Origin of the sequence: Cytobacillus citreus (genome assembly GCF_018343665.1) — a bacterium.
Classification (GTDB): domain Bacteria; phylum Bacillota; class Bacilli; order Bacillales; family Cytobacillaceae; genus Cytobacillus; species Cytobacillus citreus.
Genome location: NZ_JAGYPM010000002.1, coordinates 750,701 through 767,258, shown reverse-complemented (window position 1 = coordinate 767,258; position 16,558 = coordinate 750,701). Strand labels below are relative to the sequence as shown.

18 protein-coding genes are annotated in these 16,558 nt (G+C 36.9%); 4 read left to right on the top strand and 14 right to left on the bottom strand.

Features of this window, described 5'->3' with window-relative positions; all coding sequences use genetic code 11:
• Nucleotides 1-282 precede the first annotated feature (282 nt).
• From KHA94_RS09730 to KHA94_RS09695, 8 genes are all read right to left on the bottom strand, one after another.
• Nucleotides 283-660, bottom strand: coding sequence for a VOC family protein (locus KHA94_RS09730; protein WP_213101918.1), 378 nt, complete (start codon nucleotides 658-660; stop codon nucleotides 283-285).
• Nucleotides 657-1,694 (bottom strand): S-adenosylmethionine:tRNA ribosyltransferase-isomerase, encoded by a 1,038-nt coding sequence (locus tag KHA94_RS09725; protein ID WP_213101917.1) that lies wholly within the window; start codon nucleotides 1,692-1,694, stop codon nucleotides 657-659. Before KHA94_RS09725 ends, KHA94_RS09730 begins: the two co-directional genes overlap by 4 nt.
• Nucleotides 1,691-2,422 (bottom strand): SDR family NAD(P)-dependent oxidoreductase, encoded by a 732-nt coding sequence (locus tag KHA94_RS09720; RefSeq protein WP_213101916.1) that lies wholly within the window; start codon nucleotides 2,420-2,422, stop codon nucleotides 1,691-1,693. The genes KHA94_RS09725 and KHA94_RS09720 overlap by 4 nt, the downstream gene beginning before the upstream one ends.
• 154 nt (nucleotides 2,423-2,576) lie before the next feature.
• The gene (locus KHA94_RS09715) at nucleotides 2,577-3,635 is read right to left on the bottom strand and encodes an LLM class flavin-dependent oxidoreductase (protein ID WP_213101915.1); all 1,059 of its coding nucleotides are present in this window, start codon (nucleotides 3,633-3,635) and stop codon (nucleotides 2,577-2,579) included.
• 15 nt (nucleotides 3,636-3,650) lie between these two features.
• Complete coding sequence (locus KHA94_RS09710; RefSeq protein ID WP_213101914.1) at nucleotides 3,651-4,592, bottom strand: ring-cleaving dioxygenase; 942 nt, start codon at nucleotides 4,590-4,592, stop codon at nucleotides 3,651-3,653.
• A gap of 53 nt (nucleotides 4,593-4,645) precedes the next feature.
• A complete protein-coding gene (locus tag KHA94_RS09705) occupies nucleotides 4,646-5,089 on the bottom strand; it encodes a MarR family winged helix-turn-helix transcriptional regulator (protein ID WP_213101913.1) in 444 nt (147 codons plus the stop codon).
• Nucleotides 5,090-5,758: 669 nt separating this feature from the next.
• A complete protein-coding gene (locus KHA94_RS09700) occupies nucleotides 5,759-6,088 on the bottom strand; it encodes a hypothetical protein (protein WP_213101912.1) in 330 nt (109 codons plus the stop codon).
• 67 nt (nucleotides 6,089-6,155) lie between these two features.
• Nucleotides 6,156-6,398 carry a hypothetical protein gene (locus tag KHA94_RS09695; protein WP_213101910.1) on the bottom strand — a complete coding sequence of 81 codons (243 nt, stop codon included), beginning with the start codon at nucleotides 6,396-6,398 and terminating at the stop codon, nucleotides 6,156-6,158.
• A 512-nt stretch (nucleotides 6,399-6,910) separates the two neighbouring features.
• On the opposite strand from KHA94_RS09695, the gene KHA94_RS09690 reads away from it, so the two are divergent.
• A complete protein-coding gene (locus tag KHA94_RS09690) occupies nucleotides 6,911-7,288 on the top strand; it encodes a hotdog family protein (RefSeq protein WP_213101909.1) in 378 nt (125 codons plus the stop codon).
• A 16-nt stretch (nucleotides 7,289-7,304) separates the two neighbouring features.
• Here the strand turns inward: KHA94_RS09690 and KHA94_RS09685 are convergent, their stop codons facing one another.
• On the bottom strand, nucleotides 7,305-7,559 hold the full coding sequence (locus tag KHA94_RS09685; RefSeq protein WP_213101908.1) for a hypothetical protein: 255 nt from the start codon (nucleotides 7,557-7,559) through the stop codon (nucleotides 7,305-7,307).
• Between the two features lie 7 nt (nucleotides 7,560-7,566).
• Entirely contained in the window at nucleotides 7,567-8,370 is an 804-nt protein-coding gene (locus tag KHA94_RS09680) for an MBL fold metallo-hydrolase (RefSeq protein WP_213101907.1), read from the bottom strand.
• A 258-nt stretch (nucleotides 8,371-8,628) separates the two neighbouring features.
• Here KHA94_RS09680 and KHA94_RS09675 point away from each other — a divergent pair, with 258 nt between their 5' ends.
• The gene (locus KHA94_RS09675) at nucleotides 8,629-8,877 is read left to right on the top strand and encodes a hypothetical protein (protein WP_213101906.1); all 249 of its coding nucleotides are present in this window, start codon (nucleotides 8,629-8,631) and stop codon (nucleotides 8,875-8,877) included.
• 150 nt (nucleotides 8,878-9,027) lie between these two features.
• On the opposite strand, the gene KHA94_RS09670 is transcribed toward KHA94_RS09675, so the two are convergent.
• Together KHA94_RS09670 and KHA94_RS09665 are read right to left on the bottom strand one after the other, a co-directional pair.
• Complete coding sequence (locus KHA94_RS09670) at nucleotides 9,028-11,154, bottom strand: heavy metal translocating P-type ATPase (protein ID WP_213101905.1); 2,127 nt, start codon at nucleotides 11,152-11,154, stop codon at nucleotides 9,028-9,030.
• Nucleotides 11,132-11,530, bottom strand: coding sequence for an ArsR/SmtB family transcription factor (locus KHA94_RS09665; protein WP_249365416.1), 399 nt, complete (start codon nucleotides 11,528-11,530; stop codon nucleotides 11,132-11,134). Before KHA94_RS09665 ends, KHA94_RS09670 begins: the two co-directional genes overlap by 23 nt.
• Before the next feature lie 263 nt (nucleotides 11,531-11,793).
• On the opposite strand from KHA94_RS09665, the gene KHA94_RS09660 reads away from it, so the two are divergent.
• Nucleotides 11,794-12,483 carry a DsbA family protein gene (locus KHA94_RS09660; protein ID WP_213101904.1) on the top strand — a complete coding sequence of 230 codons (690 nt, stop codon included), beginning with the start codon at nucleotides 11,794-11,796 and terminating at the stop codon, nucleotides 12,481-12,483.
• Entirely contained in the window at nucleotides 12,480-12,899 is a 420-nt protein-coding gene (locus tag KHA94_RS09655; protein ID WP_213101903.1) for a disulfide oxidoreductase, read from the top strand. The genes KHA94_RS09660 and KHA94_RS09655 overlap by 4 nt, the downstream gene beginning before the upstream one ends.
• A gap of 254 nt (nucleotides 12,900-13,153) precedes the next feature.
• Here the strand turns inward: KHA94_RS09655 and KHA94_RS09650 are convergent, their stop codons facing one another.
• Both KHA94_RS09650 and KHA94_RS09645 read right to left on the bottom strand, forming a co-directional pair.
• Nucleotides 13,154-13,798 carry a glycosyltransferase gene (locus KHA94_RS09650; RefSeq protein ID WP_213101902.1) on the bottom strand — a complete coding sequence of 215 codons (645 nt, stop codon included), beginning with the start codon at nucleotides 13,796-13,798 and terminating at the stop codon, nucleotides 13,154-13,156.
• Nucleotides 13,799-14,262: 464 nt separating this feature from the next.
• Nucleotides 14,263-16,509 (bottom strand): glycerophosphodiester phosphodiesterase family protein, encoded by a 2,247-nt coding sequence (locus KHA94_RS09645; RefSeq protein ID WP_213101901.1) that lies wholly within the window; start codon nucleotides 16,507-16,509, stop codon nucleotides 14,263-14,265.
• Between the last annotated feature and the right edge of the window lie 49 nt (nucleotides 16,510-16,558).

Here is a 16,558-nt window from a genome sequence, read left to right as displayed (position 1 = left end):
TTTACCATCATGTTAATAGTTTAACATTTGATCCTTTGAGGTATTCTTAGCCTCTCTATCATTCCTATACAGGTTAATACTTCTATTAAATCACTGAATCAATACCTATGGCTTCATATTATACAAAAAAAAATAGATGTTTACCTTAAAAGAATAGTGTCATAATCAATGAAGCAGGAATATCAATCTAAGGAATTGCCTATAAAATTATACTAAAATAAGAGCGAGGAAGAAAAATATTAATTTTTTCTCCACTCGCTCTTTGTTTACTTAGTAACTTCCTTAAACGGTATTGCAAAATCCTTTTCCTTCTTCCTGAATCAATTCGATTATCTCGTTATCAAGTCCATCATAAAAAACGGCAACCCACCCATTTTCCAGCTTAATAGGTCCTTCTGATGGATAGAGCCCCTTACTTTTCAGCTTCTTCATCCAAATTTCTAATTCTTCCACTTGCCACGAAATGTGGATAGAACTAAACGCTACTAGACTTTCCTCTGATTCAATTAATTCAATTCGGATATCTTCTTTTTTAAGAAATGCGATTTTCTCACCGGGTAATGTAAGATATTGCTCTATTGTAAAATCAAACATCCTTTTATAAAACTGGATGGAATCCTCTAAATTTCGAACTTGAATACCTGCATGATGCCATTTCATTTTTTATCATCCAGCGGCAAAATCAAATTCATATCACCAAACTCATGCCAAAGATAGCCAGCATTTAATGCTTCTTTATATGCATTCATCAAAAAATCTTTATCTATAAAGGCTGTCAGCAGATCCAGATGACTGGCTTCCGGTTCATGGAAACCTGTAATAAGTCCATCGACCGCTTTCAGCGGGTATCCTTTTTGAATATAAAGACTTGTTATCCCTTTCTGTGTTTCAACATTTCCAGCGGCATTGACAGCTGTTTCAAGTGCCCGAACGACTGTCGTTCCTACTGCGATGACACGTCCGCCACTTTTTTTCGTTTTGTTTACTAGTTCTGCTGTTTCTTCTGGAACGCAAAATTCCTCAAAATGTTTACTTGGATTAGGCCAACGGTCGTTTCCGTAATAGCTTAAGCCCGCATGAAGCTGAAGATAAGCGATGTTCACGCCTCTTTGCTTCAACTTATTGAGAAGCTTCCAGGAAAAAGCTCTTCCAGCAGAAGGCATTTCCACGGAGCCTGGGACAGAAGCATAAACTGTTTGATACATTTCTAACGGCCAAGGTGTTTCAATATATTCATAGTGCAGCGGCTCCCCGTAACGATAAATCGCATCGTATAAATCTAATCCGCTCTTTGAAAAGGAGAGAATAATCAAAGGTGCCTCCATACCTAGCCCTGTAATCGTCGCTGTTAAATCCCCAGATAAATCTATTATTTCTCCTACAGTCACTACTCCACCAACAATAAGTGCTTCCCATTCCGTATCAGATACTTTTCGGGATAAACGAATTTCTATCGTTTGCTTTCCTTGTTTTCCTTTTAACACTGCCGGAAGAGTTCGACTATTATTTAGTACAAGCAAATCTCCCTTACGCAAGCAAGAATCGAGCTGATAAAAATAGTGATGGGAGCTGTCTCCAGTAGCGGTATCGAGTGTCATTAATCGGACTTGATCCCGTTGTATCCCTCTATATTCTGCAGGGACACTCGCATTTAAATACTCAGGTACTTGGAAGGAATGAACAGTTGCCGTCATAGCACATCCCTCTTCTCTTGTAAAAAGGTCTGTGCTTCAAACCGCTTCCCATTCACTTCAATCATTTCATCTAATGCAAGGTGAACAAATACTTTTGCAACCTCATTCGGGTCACCTAGTTCATAATCACAATCCGGAACCGCAATCTCATGCATCTCCGTATCCATTTCCCCTGGGTCCACCATCCCCATACTAACACCTGTATCTTGCAATTCATCAGCCCATGTTTGTGTTAGGCCTTCCACAGCAAACTTAGAAATACCATACGCTCCCCATTCGGCAAATCCTGTTTTTCCTGCTTCCGATGTTACATTAAGAATTCGTCCTTTATTACGGGTTAACATGCCTGGTAATACACGCTTCGTGACAAGGAAAGGATTCAACACATTCACCCGAAGCACTTCAGCAAAGTCATGATCTGGATAATCAGCCAGCAGCGTAGGCCCCGGTCCAAATATTGATGCATTATTAATTAGGACATCTATGCTTCCAAATGCTTCTTCTACAATCGATACGAAACGATTAACATCCTTTACGTCAGTACTATCAGCACTTATTGCGATAACTTCAGCGCCGAGCTCCCGTGCTTCTTGCTCTACCTCACGCAACAGTCCTTCCCCTCTTGCACAAATGGCAAGCCGCATCCCTTGTTTTGCAAATTCCAATGTCAGTGCTCTTCCAAGGCCTTTTGACGCTCCAGTAATCATGACAACCGTTTTTTTGTTCATATGAATCTCTCGCTTTCTTTATTTTTCTTACTTTTATTTTAGAAAAAGAAAGCAACGGCAACATCGGAAGGTCGGAGGAAGGCTGTTACTAAAATGGGATGATAAACGTCTACAACTTTAGAATGAGAAATATTTTTTTCATTAATTCTTCACTTTATTTTTTTGCTGTATGTTTCTTGATTGCTGGCAGGATATCTGTTGCAATCAGTTCAATAATTTTCGCAATTTTATTGAATGGCACGCCACCAAAGTCAATTTGGGCCATGAATCTTTGTTGTCCGTATAACTCATATTGATAGAGCATTTTTTCAATGATTTGCTGCGGGCTGCCTACCATTAAAGCATCACGATAGTCAATTGCTTCTTCAAATTGTTGCTTTGGATAACCTCCGCCTCTTAAAGCCCGCATGCCTGTATTGATGTGTGGATAGTATTCACGAAGGGCGTCCTGTGAATTTTCTGCTGTGTAAAATAAGCTTGTTGTGGCAATTGGCAGTTTGCTTGAGTCAAAGCCACTTCGCTCTAATGCCTCACGATACGCATCTACAGAAATTTTAAAATTAATGGCTGGACCACCAAGCGTCGTCAGCATCATTGGTACACCTGCATCACCTGCTTTAATGGCACTTGCCGGTGGGCCACCTACAGCACGCCAAATCGGCATATAACCATTTTGGGGCTGTGGAAGAATATATGCATTTTCTAGTGGCGCACGAAATTTTCCTTCCCACGTTATTCTATTCTCGTTATTTAACTTCATTAAAAGTTCCATTTTTTCTTCAAATAATTCCTCATAATCACGGACATCATAGCCAAGCAAGCTATATGCCCCAATTCTTGAGCCACGCCCCGCAACAATTTCAGCTCGACCTCTTGAAATTAAATCTAATGTCGCAAAATCTTCATACACACGAACGGGGTCTGACGTACTTAACACCGTTGCCGAGCTGGCAATTTTAATATTTTTCGTCGCTTGTGCAATTGCCCCTAAAATGACCGTATGTGCTTGGGTTGTAAAATGTGTTTGATGACTTTCACCGACGGCAAATACGTCTAGTCCTGCCTCATCTGCTAGCTTACTCGCTTCGACTAATTCATGAATACGCTGTTCAGCGCTAATACGACTTCCTGTAAATGGATTTAGTATATGATCACCAATCGAATATAAACCGAATTCAAGTCCTTTATTTGGATCAATGCGATATTGTTCCATTGTCATCCACCCCTTTTAATCAATTGGTTTTAATCCTGCTTCAATTTCTGCACGTTTATCTTCTAAAAATGGTGGTAAATCTAATTTTTTTCCTAATGCTTCAACCGTTGAATCAACCGTAAATCCAGGTCCATCTGTCGCCATTTCAAATAAAATCCCATTCGAATCACGGAAATATATGCTTTTGAAATAAAAACGATCGACAACTCCAGTTGATTGGAAACCATATTCTTTCACCACTTCGTCCCAATACTTGAGCTCTTCCTCGTTCTTCACACGAATCGCCAAATGATGAATGCTGCCCCGACCTGGCTTTTCACTCGGCCCCACCTGCTCCTTCACTACAATTTCACCAAATGCTTGACCGGCAACAGACTGATAGATAGCCTCTTTATCTGAACGAGCCACTTCAACATAGCCAAGCATATCCCTTAAAGTTCTTGCCGTTCGATTCAAATAACGTACAGTGATCTCCACAGTCCCCATCCCTAAAATACGCTGCTCCAGATCAACGCTGGAATCTTCCCATGCCGACCAGTATGTGGGTGTCTCTTCGCCATTATTATTAAGTAAAACAAGACGTAGCCCTTCCGTATCCTCAAATGGAAGTGCAGCTTGGCCAGTATACGTAGTGATTTCTCCATGCTTAACATCGAATTGTTCAAAACGCTTTTTCCAATATTCCAGACTTTCAAATGATGGAACTAGTAAACCAATTTGAGTAATGGCATTTGTGCCACGAATCGTTCTTCCCGCCATCGGCATTTCAAAAAAGGATAGCTCCGTCCCTGCACTTCCCGTTAAATCTCCGTAAAATAAGTGATACATAGACGGGTTATCTTGGTTGACAGTCTTTTTAACGCGCCGCAAGCCCAACACATTTTGATAAAATTGATTATTCATTTGAGCGTTTTTTGTAAACATTGATATATGGTGATGTCCAGAAATTTTATACATTATGAATCCTCCCTATTTTTAACTTGATTAATCAAGTGATAATGTAAAAAAAATTACTCAAGCGGTAATTCTTTTTTTAGGCTATGTTTATGTACACGAGTTATCAGCGTGTACAATGTTTTCGTTTCTTCTTCGGTTAATATTTCGTCAAAAAACGACGTTTGAAATGCTAGTTGAGCTGGCAAAGCCTCTTCTAATATCGCTTCACCTTTTTCCGTTAAGCTAATTGTTTTCGTTTTCCAATCTTGCTTGCGTACAATATAGTCTTCTTTCTCAAGCCGTGCGAGCATACGAGAAATGCCACCTTGCGTGACTGTTACTTTTTCAGCTAACTCTATCTGCGTAAGTGGCTGATATACATGAATTTGCACGAGCACATCAAATTGTGCTGTAGTTAATTCTAAGCGCTTTAAAAATTCATTCGAAAGCTGGTTACTATGGTTCGTAAAACGCATTAAACGCAACCAGATTAATGACCCCAACGTATTATTGCGCATTTCATTTCCCTCCCCATCGTTAACCTTAATATCACTTTACTACTCAATTGAAGAGAAATCAAGATAAATATCTCGAATTCGAGATATTTAAAACAAAACCTCTTATAGCTTATATATTGGTTGTGTTAAAGTTCAGTGTTGATAATACTATTTGGTTGTTGATTGGAGTGGAAGGCTCGAGCTCCTCGAAAATGCATTCGCATTTCCTTCGTGCAGTGTTTATTCAGGGAAGTTCTAGCAATGCAAATAGTTATGTTAATAATTATCTAAGATTATGTTATATAGTCCTCTAGTGTACAAAGACAGGATAATTATTGTTTACCTTTTCAGAGAAACTTAAAAAAGGCTCCAATAGAATCAGGCCCTTCTGAATCTTTTGGACAACCTTCTCTAATCTAGTAAATGTTCAAATAGGTCTTTAATTCTTAAAATCTACAGTCAATTTTTTCTATGATTTCGATAAACCTTTATTTGTCTTATTAATAAAAAGAATACACATAAAATGGAGGTTAGTAATAACCATATGTTTTTAAGTAAAACTCCAACGACGGTGACTCCAAAATAAATAGTAAAATATATAATTAGTTTTTTATCTCCACGCATCTGCGAAACACGCAATACCTCCCCCTATATTAAATCCTGCTACAAAAGCCAAGCAGGCTCCACATCCTAATCTGTAAAATAACAAGCAACAGCACAAGTACTTGCGATTATAGTAGCTAGTCCAACAGAAATTCCCAAACAACTTGCCAAGAAATCAATATCAAAAGCGAATAACGTGATCTCTGGTTGATTGTTTTTAAACTCCTCCACTGTTTCAAATTGAAAGTCCGTGTCCAAGTTAACTTTTTCTTCACCGTCCATATATTGTGTAATATTGAAAAAACCTTCTTTGTTTTCAGTTAAATAAAGCTCTAATGTACTTAAAAATTTCTTTTTGTTATCGAAAACAAACGTAACGTTGCTAAACTCGTGACTATTTTCTAAAATAACAGGCATAGAGACCACGTATGAAAATGTATCATTATTTTCATATTTTAATAATTTTACTCCTGAAAAATCAATCTTATCTGCTAGCTTTTTCTTTTCCTAATGATTTTCCGTTATTTTCCTCTAGCAGGTTTCTAATCTTATTAGTAAAAAACTTTTTCTGTTTTTCATCTGATATTTCTGAAGTCTTACTGATCTCATCTTTAAAAGAATCTAATGAACTCGGTTCGACATTTAGATCACTTGCACTTACATTTGGAACTACAAATACAAAAAACATAGCTAGTATGACAAGGATGTTTAATAACTTTTTCTTCATTATATACCACTCTATTTGTCAGAACATTCTTATAACAAATCAATTTTACCATATATATAGAAAGTAATGCGATAGAAGGGGAGATATTTATGAAAAAAGTATTAACTGTTAGTATATTAACCGGAATTATAGCCGGCAGTATATGTAAAGGGTTCCGTTTTCGGGTGCTTTCTTAATAAATGACACAAGAATTGACGTATGAATTGGCATACGTCTTTTTTTTATTTATCAAGGTTTCTGGCGTAATTTCTTTAACTTTGACATAGCAATGGACATCATTTTTATAATGGAAAATAAGTATTGTACAATTAAAAAAGCGGGCCAAAACCACTGTCAATTTCAGTGCCGTTTTGAGTACCAATATTATTGATCCTTCTTCAACTAACGGTCAGTTTAGTGAAACAAGGATTTTTTTAATTTACATGGAATATATTACCTTGAAAGTTTGATATTGATGTAATATTCACATTGTTATTAATCATACAGTATAAAACATTCAGGAGGAGAATTAAATGCCATTAAAAGCAGGAGATATAATTACGTTTGAACGGACTTTTACAGTAAGGGATGTTGAATTATTTACTGAGATTTCAGGTGATGAAGGGATTCATCATATAATCCCAGATGAACAGGGAAGACTTGTAATTCAAGGGTTATTAACGGCAACTCTGCCAACAAAAATAGCTGGAGATAATAACGTACTGGCTCGTAGTACGCATTTTGAGTTTTTAAGACCTGTGTTTACTGGAGATACAATAATTTGTGAATTTAAAATTGAAAAATACGAAAGGCAAGAAAATAATAGAACAGCTTTTATTGCAACCTTTTTATGCAAAAACCAGAATGAAAAAGAAGTATTGAAAGGGGATGTTTCAGGCGTAATACTTTAAATTCTTTAAACTTTCTTCAACTATCCTGAAAATAACCAACCACCGTTTTTGTAAAGAGAGAATCATTCTGGTTAAACTCTTTTCGGTAACTATTTTCACTGCCATATGTGATCGTATTAACTTGATAGGGTCCTTTGGCTATCGGACTTTTCAGTACATGTTCATCATAGCGTGGGGAGTTTTTCAATTCTTTCAATGTTACTCCAGCGACTTCCGCTTCGCCCGCATTGACAATCCAGAACAAAACAAGCCCAAGAGCTAAGTCAAACACTATTCTACTATCCTAAAATTGACGTCACTATATGCTTTGAGTCCCATTGACCTAACGAAAACGTTGTAATTTGGTACTTGCGCGGGAAAAAGTGCTGCTGAATTTCCTGTACTGACATACCTTGTTGATATAATTTCTTCACTTCGTCAGTAACATGATACAAATAATCAAGCTTTTCCTGAAGCTTTTCTTTTCCGTCCTTGATATATCCTGCGTGATTACAAAATACTTCTTTAAAATCATACGTTAAGATATGCTCAATTGATTCGATTATTTGCGGAATGGATTCGCTATCCATTATGACCTTTGTTTTCACCTGAACGAACAAATCACCAGAGAATAGCTGGCCGGTCGACGTATTCAAATAGGCAATATGATCAGCCGAATGTCCTGGAGTGAAAATACTCTGCCAGTTAAACGTACGCGAATGAAACGTTTCTGGCACTGGTAAAGGGTTAAAGGGTGGTCGTATGCCCCAAAATAGCTGTCTATATAATGGATACTTTCCCTTTTTAAGTGCCTCTGCAATCGAATTTTTGTGTATATAGACTGGTACTTTGCGCTGATCCTGAAGCCAAGCCGCACAACCCGTATGGTCTTCATGAATATGTGTACAATACAGTGCATCTATCTGTTGCTCGTCAAAAAACGCTTGAAACTGTTTCGCAAATGATTTCGAGCCTGCATCAATAACAATCCCATCTGTTGCATAGCTATATACATTTAGTTTCACCGACTGAAACTGGATCGAACCGTTCGCAAAATGAATGTCTCCTACATTACCTCGCTCCAACTTTTTATGAAACAACATCTCAGCACCCCAATGCTTTTTTTGCTATCATAACACGAAATGAATGGTTGTTCATTCATATGTTGAGTATAAAGTGAAACCTTCTATTTTTGTGTAGAAACATCTTAAATCGCAGGGGAAATAGTATACCAAATAACAGTGTTAATCCTTTAATTAATTTCGAAAGAAAAAAGGAAAATATGTAATTTTATGTTAAAATAAATACTAGACATAATAAAAATGGTAAAAGTGAACTAAATCGAATGGGAAGGTAAAAAAATGAAATTCAATAAATACTCATTGTTACTTATCAGTTTTTTGACTTTTATTAGCATTGGTACTTTTTTATACTTCAAATATTTAAATGCAGAAGAATTTTCTAAGTTGGATGGTGGTTTGCAGCCAAGTTATGACGCATTAAACTTAGAAATTATCAATATCATTTATATCCCTACCGTTATGATAATTCATATACTTTTATTTATAGTGTTTAAATTCAAAGATAAAAAACAAAGCATTGTTAAATAAAAAATTAATTTAAACAAAAAGTATTTTATTTGATAAGACATATATATATTTAAAAACGCTTGGATTTTCAACTCCAAGCGTTTTCGTTTGTTAAATATACTGTTAATTACTATATAAGTTTTATGGTTATTTCCTATTCATCCATGTTTTTTATTCTTTAACCCTCAACAATCGCAATGAATTAAACACCACGATGAGTGTTGCTCCCATGTCTGCAAAGATAGCCATCCATAATGTTAACCATCCTGGGATAATTAAGATTAATGCCAATAATTTGAGTCCAAGAGCAAATGTCATATTTTCCTTAATAATTCTTAATGCTCTGCGGCTTAACTCGATTGTATATGGCAGTTTATTTAAATCATCCGCCATTAAGGCAATGTCAGCTGTTTCAATCGCCGTATCAGTCCCAGCACCACCCATTGCGATCCCTACTGTTGCAGTTGCTAATGCTGGTGCATCATTAACACCATCTCCAACCATGGCAACTTTTCCATATTGTTCTCTTAATGATTTTATGGTTTCTAATTTATCTTGTGGCAATAAATCAGCCTTTACATCACTTAATCCTACCTGCTTTGCAATTGCTTGACCTGTTGCTTGATTGTCTCCAGTCAACATAATGGTTTTTTGTATTCCGATTTCAAGCAATTTTCGAATGACTTTGGAACTGCTATCTCGCACTTGGTCGGCAACAGCAATCATCCCGATAATATCCTGGTTTGTGCCAACTATCATGACGGTTTTTCCTTGAACTTGCAACGCTTTTATTTCCTCTTCAACAGAAGAAGGAAGATTACTCATTTCTTCAAAAAGCTTTGGACTACCAATATAATATAATTCATTGTTTACAAGTGCTCTTGCCCCTTTACCAGTAATCGATTGGAAATCCTCCGCTTTATAATCATTTAGGTAAATCCCTTTTTCCTCAGCTTTTCGAATAATAGCTGAAGCTAAAGGATGCTGTGAGAATTTCTCAATAGCCATAGCGATTCCTAATAAATCGTTCGCATCCTGTCCTTTTAATACTTTAATATCTGTTACTTCTGGGGTTCCTTTTGTTAATGTCCCGGTTTTATCAAAAGCAATAACTTTTAAGCGCCCAGCCTCTTCTAAATGAATTCCACCTTTGATTAATACACCTTTTTTTGCAGCGTTTCCAATCGCTGTTACAATAGCTACAGGAGTAGAAATGACCAATGCACAAGGACAACCAACAACTAAAACAGCAAGGCCACGATAAATCCATTCAGACCAATCTCCACCCATAAATAATGGCGGAACAACGGCTATTAATAAAGCGATCATAATAATTACAGGAGTATAGTATTTCGCGAATTTATCAACAAATGTTTGGGAAGGAGCACGTTCTGCCTGTGCCTCTTCAACTAAATGGATTATTTTTGAAATAGTCGTATCTTTAACTAGTTTTGTAACCTTTACTTCTAATGAACCTTCTTCATTTAATGTCCCTGCAAATACTTCATCACCAATTTTTTTTAAAACAGGGATGGATTCGCCTGTAATGGCTGCTTGATTGATAGAAGATTGCCCTTTTATTACTTCTCCATCCATTGCCAGCTTTTCACCAGGTTTAATAATTAAGATATCACCTAATTTAATATCTTCAACATCCAATTCCATTTCTTGATTCCTGCGTCTAATGAATGCAGTTTTTGGAGCGATATCCATTAGAGAGCGAATAGATTCACGCGCTTTATCCATTGAATATCTTTCTAAGGCCTCGCTTACTGCGAATAAGAAAACAACAACGGCCCCTTCACTCCACTCGCCAATAACTGCAGCTCCAATTATTGCGATTGTCATAAGTGTTTTCATATCAAATTGAAGTTTTGTAAGGTTTTTTAAACCCTCTTTAAAAAGGTCAAAACCACCAATTAAAATGGATAAGGCAAAGATAAAGATGGTTGCCAGATGTGCCTCTCCTAATGAATACATGGAGGTGTATCCAAAGATTAGGAAAATAAGTGAAACAATTGTATTTTTATTTTCAGCTTTCTTCCAGAAAGGGATTTTTACTTCTTTTACTCTTTGATTCTCAGGCAGCACTTTAATACCATCAAAAGCTCCAGCTTCTTCTAGTTGTTCAATCGTTGCTTCCCCAATGACAGTTAATTTTGATGCGCCAAAATTTAGTTGAACATCATTCACTGTTTGAATCTCACGAATATTCTTTTCGAATTTTGCTGCACAGTTGGTACAGGAAAGGCCTTGTAATCGATATGTTTCTTTATTATTTTCTACTGCCTTCTCCACTGCTGACACCTTCTTTAGAATGAATTAATGCGATCGATACTAATTGATGAACATGATCATCTGCTAGGGAATAAAAGACAAGCTTTCCTTCCTTTCGATGCTTGGCTAAGCCCATATCACGTAATAAACGTAAATGATGGCTTGCCGTTGCTGTTGAAGACCCGATTATATTCGCTACGTCACAAACACATAATTCTTCCTCTATTGTTAGAGCATAAGCAATTTTTATTCGAGTAGAATCAGACAAGGCTTTAAATAATAACTCTACTCCACTTATTTCCTCTATCCTCTTTTGAACTCGATTGACCTTTTCTTCATCAAAACAAAATGTCTCGCATGTGTCATGCGTGTTTATATTTATATTCTTTTGACTCATTTCCACACCTCATTCAAAAGATTATTTGATTATATATAATATTAGCTTATGCCACATCCTTTAAATTGTCAAAAAATATTCAAATATTCTTTTGAATAAACATTTAATTTTGATAAAATTAATCTGTAAAATAACCGGAAAATAAGAAATGAAATAACTGTACAAAGAAAAAGTGTTTTTCTTTTTCGAGGATGTGGCGCTTTTGTTAGCCAGCCCGTTAATCGTCGATTAAAAAGGTATTATAAATTGAGGGAGAAGAGAAAATGACGAACAAAAAGAATTCTTCGTTTAAATTAGTAATGATTATTACCGTACTTATTTTTGCAGCTCTGTCTGCAGCTGTCATTTTAAATAATAAAAGCTCGGAAACAGATAAAGATATAAGCTATGATAAACAGCCATCTATCGAAGGACAGCCAACACTAGGAGATCCAGATGCTCCTGTAACGGTTGTAGAATTTGCAGATTTTAAATGCCCTGCATGTAAATCATGGAGTGAGACGTTTTTTCCACAGATAATGGAGGACTATGTTGATAAAGGTGACGTCAAAATTTCCTTCGTTCACGTACTTTTTCATGGTGACGAATCAAAATTGGGCTCTTTAGCTGCAGAAGCAGTCTATAAACAAAGTCCGGAAAGCTATTGGACATTTAATAAGGAGCTTTTTAAAGCGCAACCAACAAATGCAAACCACGATGACGTGTGGCTAACAATGGATCTAATTAATGAAATTGCAAGTTCCATTCCTGGCATTAATTTAGAACAGTTAGAAAAAGATATGCAGGATCAATCAGTGATTGACGAAGTAAATAAAGACTCAAAGCTAGTGGAAGAGTTTAAGGTTGAGTTGACTCCGAGTATCATGGTAAACGGTACAATGCTCGAAGATCCGTTTGATTATGAAAAGATAAAAAGTCTTATAGACGAAGCATTAAAAGGTAAAGACAAATGATAAATCGGAATCAAATATATTTATATATCGCTTGGATCGTTTCAATAATAGCGACACTTGGAAGTCTTTATTTTAGTGAAATCCGGGGTTTTATTCCATGTGAGCTTTGCTGGTATCAACGAATTCTTATGTATCCCTTAGCTCTAATACTTGGGATTGGAACATTCCAAAATGATTTTTCAGTTAAAAAGTTCGTGTTACCAATGGCGCTTATTGGCTGGTGTATTTCATTTTATCATTATCTCGTACAAAAGGTGCCTGGTTTTGCCGAAATAAAGCCTTGTGTTAATGGTGTTCCTTGCAGTGCACAATACATTAATTGGTTTGGCTTTATTACCATTCCTTTCTTAGCTCTAACAGCCTTTACCATTATTATCATTTTGATGTTCATTCTAAAGAAACCATCTGAAAGATAAAAATTTAATGTTTCAATGAGATTAGACTAATTATTAAGTAACTTTTTTTAAGTTTCCTAGAAAATGTATGGTTGGTGGCTTCTTTCCACCTCAATAAGGAAACACATTTACACTTTTCATTCGTTTCTTTGGTCCAAATTCGAAGTTATCATTAAAGTTTATTTATCATAGGGGTTCAAACACACAAAACACCGTTCGAAAATAGAACGGTGTTCATTTATTGCTTTAGTAAGTGATCATAACTGGGCACTGCTTTAAAATTTGTTAGGAAATTGTTTAACGATCCCTTTTGATAGTGTATCAGCAATCTTGATGATATGATCTATCCCTTTGTCTAAAGCAGCAATACTCGCATCCCAATCCTTTACTAGTCTTGCTGTAACATCCTCTGTTAATAATACTAAATGCGTTTCCAACAAATTCTTTAAATCTGCTTTTGACCAATTTGGATTGGCTTTGCTAAGGAAATCTGCTAAATCATCAGCATTTTTATACCACTCTTTATTAAATTTTTCAAAATTAGCTTTGTTACCGCTTTTTGCAGCTTCGACTACTTTTCCGGCGATAAGGATATGGTTCTTTAACAGCTCAGCCAGTTTGTTTCCTGCTTCTTCCCCATAATAACTCTTGATAGCATTCCCTAAATCCTCCTGATTTTGTAATAATCTTGCTAATACCTTTTCTTTATCGTCCAGACCTGCCAAAGCACCAACAATATAAAGCCTTGTCCACATTACATGGTCCGTCCAAAGCTTCCTTGAGTCACCCTTCAGCTTACATGCAGCCGGGCTAATACACTGTCCTTGGGGTACATTTTCTTGTGCATTTGTTGATAATGGTGAAAAAATCAAAGTAAAAGTCATAAAACATAACACTAACTTCAGTAACTGTTTTTTCATTTAATCTGCTCCTTTTTTAATAATGTAAAAATGTCCTTATTATTTTGGTTTTAATTTCTAATTTCATCCTTTTTTATTAGAAAAACTTGGCGTTTTCCAAGTACTTTCGGTGAATGCCTTTGTTTTATGCGTTTTTTAGTAGAGATGTTATAGAAACTTCAAATTTACTTTAGTACACTAATAAACTTATACTTTCCAATTAGCCAAAAAAAGTCCTTAATCTTTATTCTTAAGTACCCTTTTTGCTTCATAAGTCGGCACGTTTCCTGAAAAATTATCTACTAGAAGCTTTTAAAAAAAGCTATACACGTTACACTTATCCGTTAGTAAAAAAGCGTCTCTACTTAATGTAGAAACGCCCCCAATAATACCATTAGTAATTTCATTAATTTTTTAAATTTAGTCATTATACCCATCAGTAAACCCTTCAAGAAACCCCTAAATAAAATTAGGGTGTAATGAGTTTATTCCGTTTTCGATCCATCCGACGAGCTAGATTGTACGGTAGCATCACCAGCAAACACGATTCGGGCACCTTCCCAGCCGTCCGGTAAGGTTATAGATCCACCACGTTTCGTAGTTAGTTGAATGGTTTCTACTCCATTGTCTACAGTGAGCAATTTGTCGGGAATCCCCATGCCATTTAAAGAATTTACAAGATTGGCCGTGACTGTATTGCCATCAGTGTTAACGGTGATTGATGAAGGTATAGGGGTATCTAGTACATCTAATATAATATCTGGCTGATTTGTTTGAGCACCATCAGTCCCCATCGCGCGCCCTTCTAAGAATGTTGCACCTTCTTTATCTGCTCCAAAATCATAGGAATGCGGCAAGATGATTCCTCCTGCATCATGAATAGCGACAATACTTTCCGGAGTATATTCGTCCTGTCTAGATCCAAAAACTGAATAATAAGCACCTTGCAGGTAGAGCATTCCCGGTGTCTCGTATTGGTTTCGGTTATAGATTAGCTTTGCCATTGGCTGTGCATGTTTAATTCTAATATCGCTTGAATTAAAGATTGAGCGTTCTAAAACTCCATCATATTGTGCTACTAAATTAGCTAATTTTGCGGGATCAGTGATGCTTTTGATGTCGAACTCAATGCCTCCGCCAACTTGTTCAGCAAGCTCCAAAATTTCTTCCAAAGAAGCCATTTGAGCGGGATCATATTCGCTTCCGCGCCATTGGTCGTTGTCAGCTACATTTAGTGCCCGTACCTCTTCAAAGGTCAATTCGGAAAGGGGACCTGTACCGTCCGTTTTTGCATCGACTGTCGAATCATGGAATGCTACGTATCTGCCATCTTTCGTTTCTCGAACATCAACTTCAACCATATCAGCACCATATGCATAAGCGTAACGATAGGAATCAAGTGTATTTTCTGGTGCTAGCCAAGGTGCTCCACGATGTGCTGAAATAATTGGATCTTTCACTCCGCGATCCGGCGTTCCAGCCTCGATCCAACGGTCAGGCTCCAGGTTCAACTTTGAATTTGGCTTCTTTCGGATCACAAAGGTTTTATCATTACCGTCATTGGCATTTTTAACATTTATAAAAAGGTTCTGACCTTCGGAAGGAGCAAAACGCCCAATAGGGTCAAAATACAAGCCAGAAGGAACAGCTTTTGCATCAGAGAGAGTAGCAAAACGTTCAACCTTCTTGGCCAATCCATCCTTTTTCCTTTGATCAGTTGATGCAGCCCATATATCGGCTTGTCCATTTTTCTCGGCTATGAAAAGGGTTCCTTCACTATCGAAAGCCAAATAGCTTGGATTTTGAAATTCTTTTTTCTTCGCATTGTCTCCTGCCCGTACAAAGTTACGCACAACAAGTGTTTCTGAGAGGGAGATGGAAAGGACTCGATCTTCGCCTTCAACTGAGACATAGAGCGCATTGTCCTTTATCACAAGGTCGGATGGCAGCTGATAAATAGCTGCTCCTGCCTGTTTAGCTTGCATACGAGTATTATTCTGGTCAATTGGGATCCACTCGGCACTTCCGGTATAATCCCCAAAATCTTTAGTAATACGCAAGACGTAAAGTTGCCCACTGGATAGATCACCTACCTGATCAGGCACAAATCGATAAATATTTCCATTTTCATTATAATCAGTCAAATAGACATTTCCGTTTTCATCAAGCTGGATACCTTTGTGAGTGAAAGATCCCAATGCTGGAATTGGGGTTATCTCGCCGTTTGAGGAGTTAATTTCATATACCAATCCGCTTGAAGATTTAGAATTATAAGCATCTGAGTGGTTTGCGATTTTTGGGCTTTCTGCGGTGAGTAAATTCCCCCAAGGGGTCCAAACCAATTCATCAAGGTTCTTCCAATCTTCGAGCTGAGCAAGTATTTTGGTCTCTTCTTTACCAGTTAGATCAGTAACACTGATAGCAGCATGATTGTCCAGTTGGTGGGTACGGTAAAGATATCTCCCTGCATTAGCACCAGTTTCGCTAATGACGTTTGTACTTGGATAATCGAGGAAATCCTGATCGACTTGTTCGTTCATAATCCATACTTGTTCGTAACCCTTTGTAAGTAAAAAGGGGGTTAGTGCTTGTTGGGAAGCTAAATCTATGAATTGAGGGAGCGGTTTGACATTTTGGGCATGTACTAATTCAGTTGGAAGAACGGATCCCCCCAACATGATTGCCGATAAAATACCTGTGACTATTGGAAGTTTAAACTGCTGTTTCTTCAAGTGTTATGCATCTCCTTTATCAAAATATTTGTTATACCTAGCATTGTAA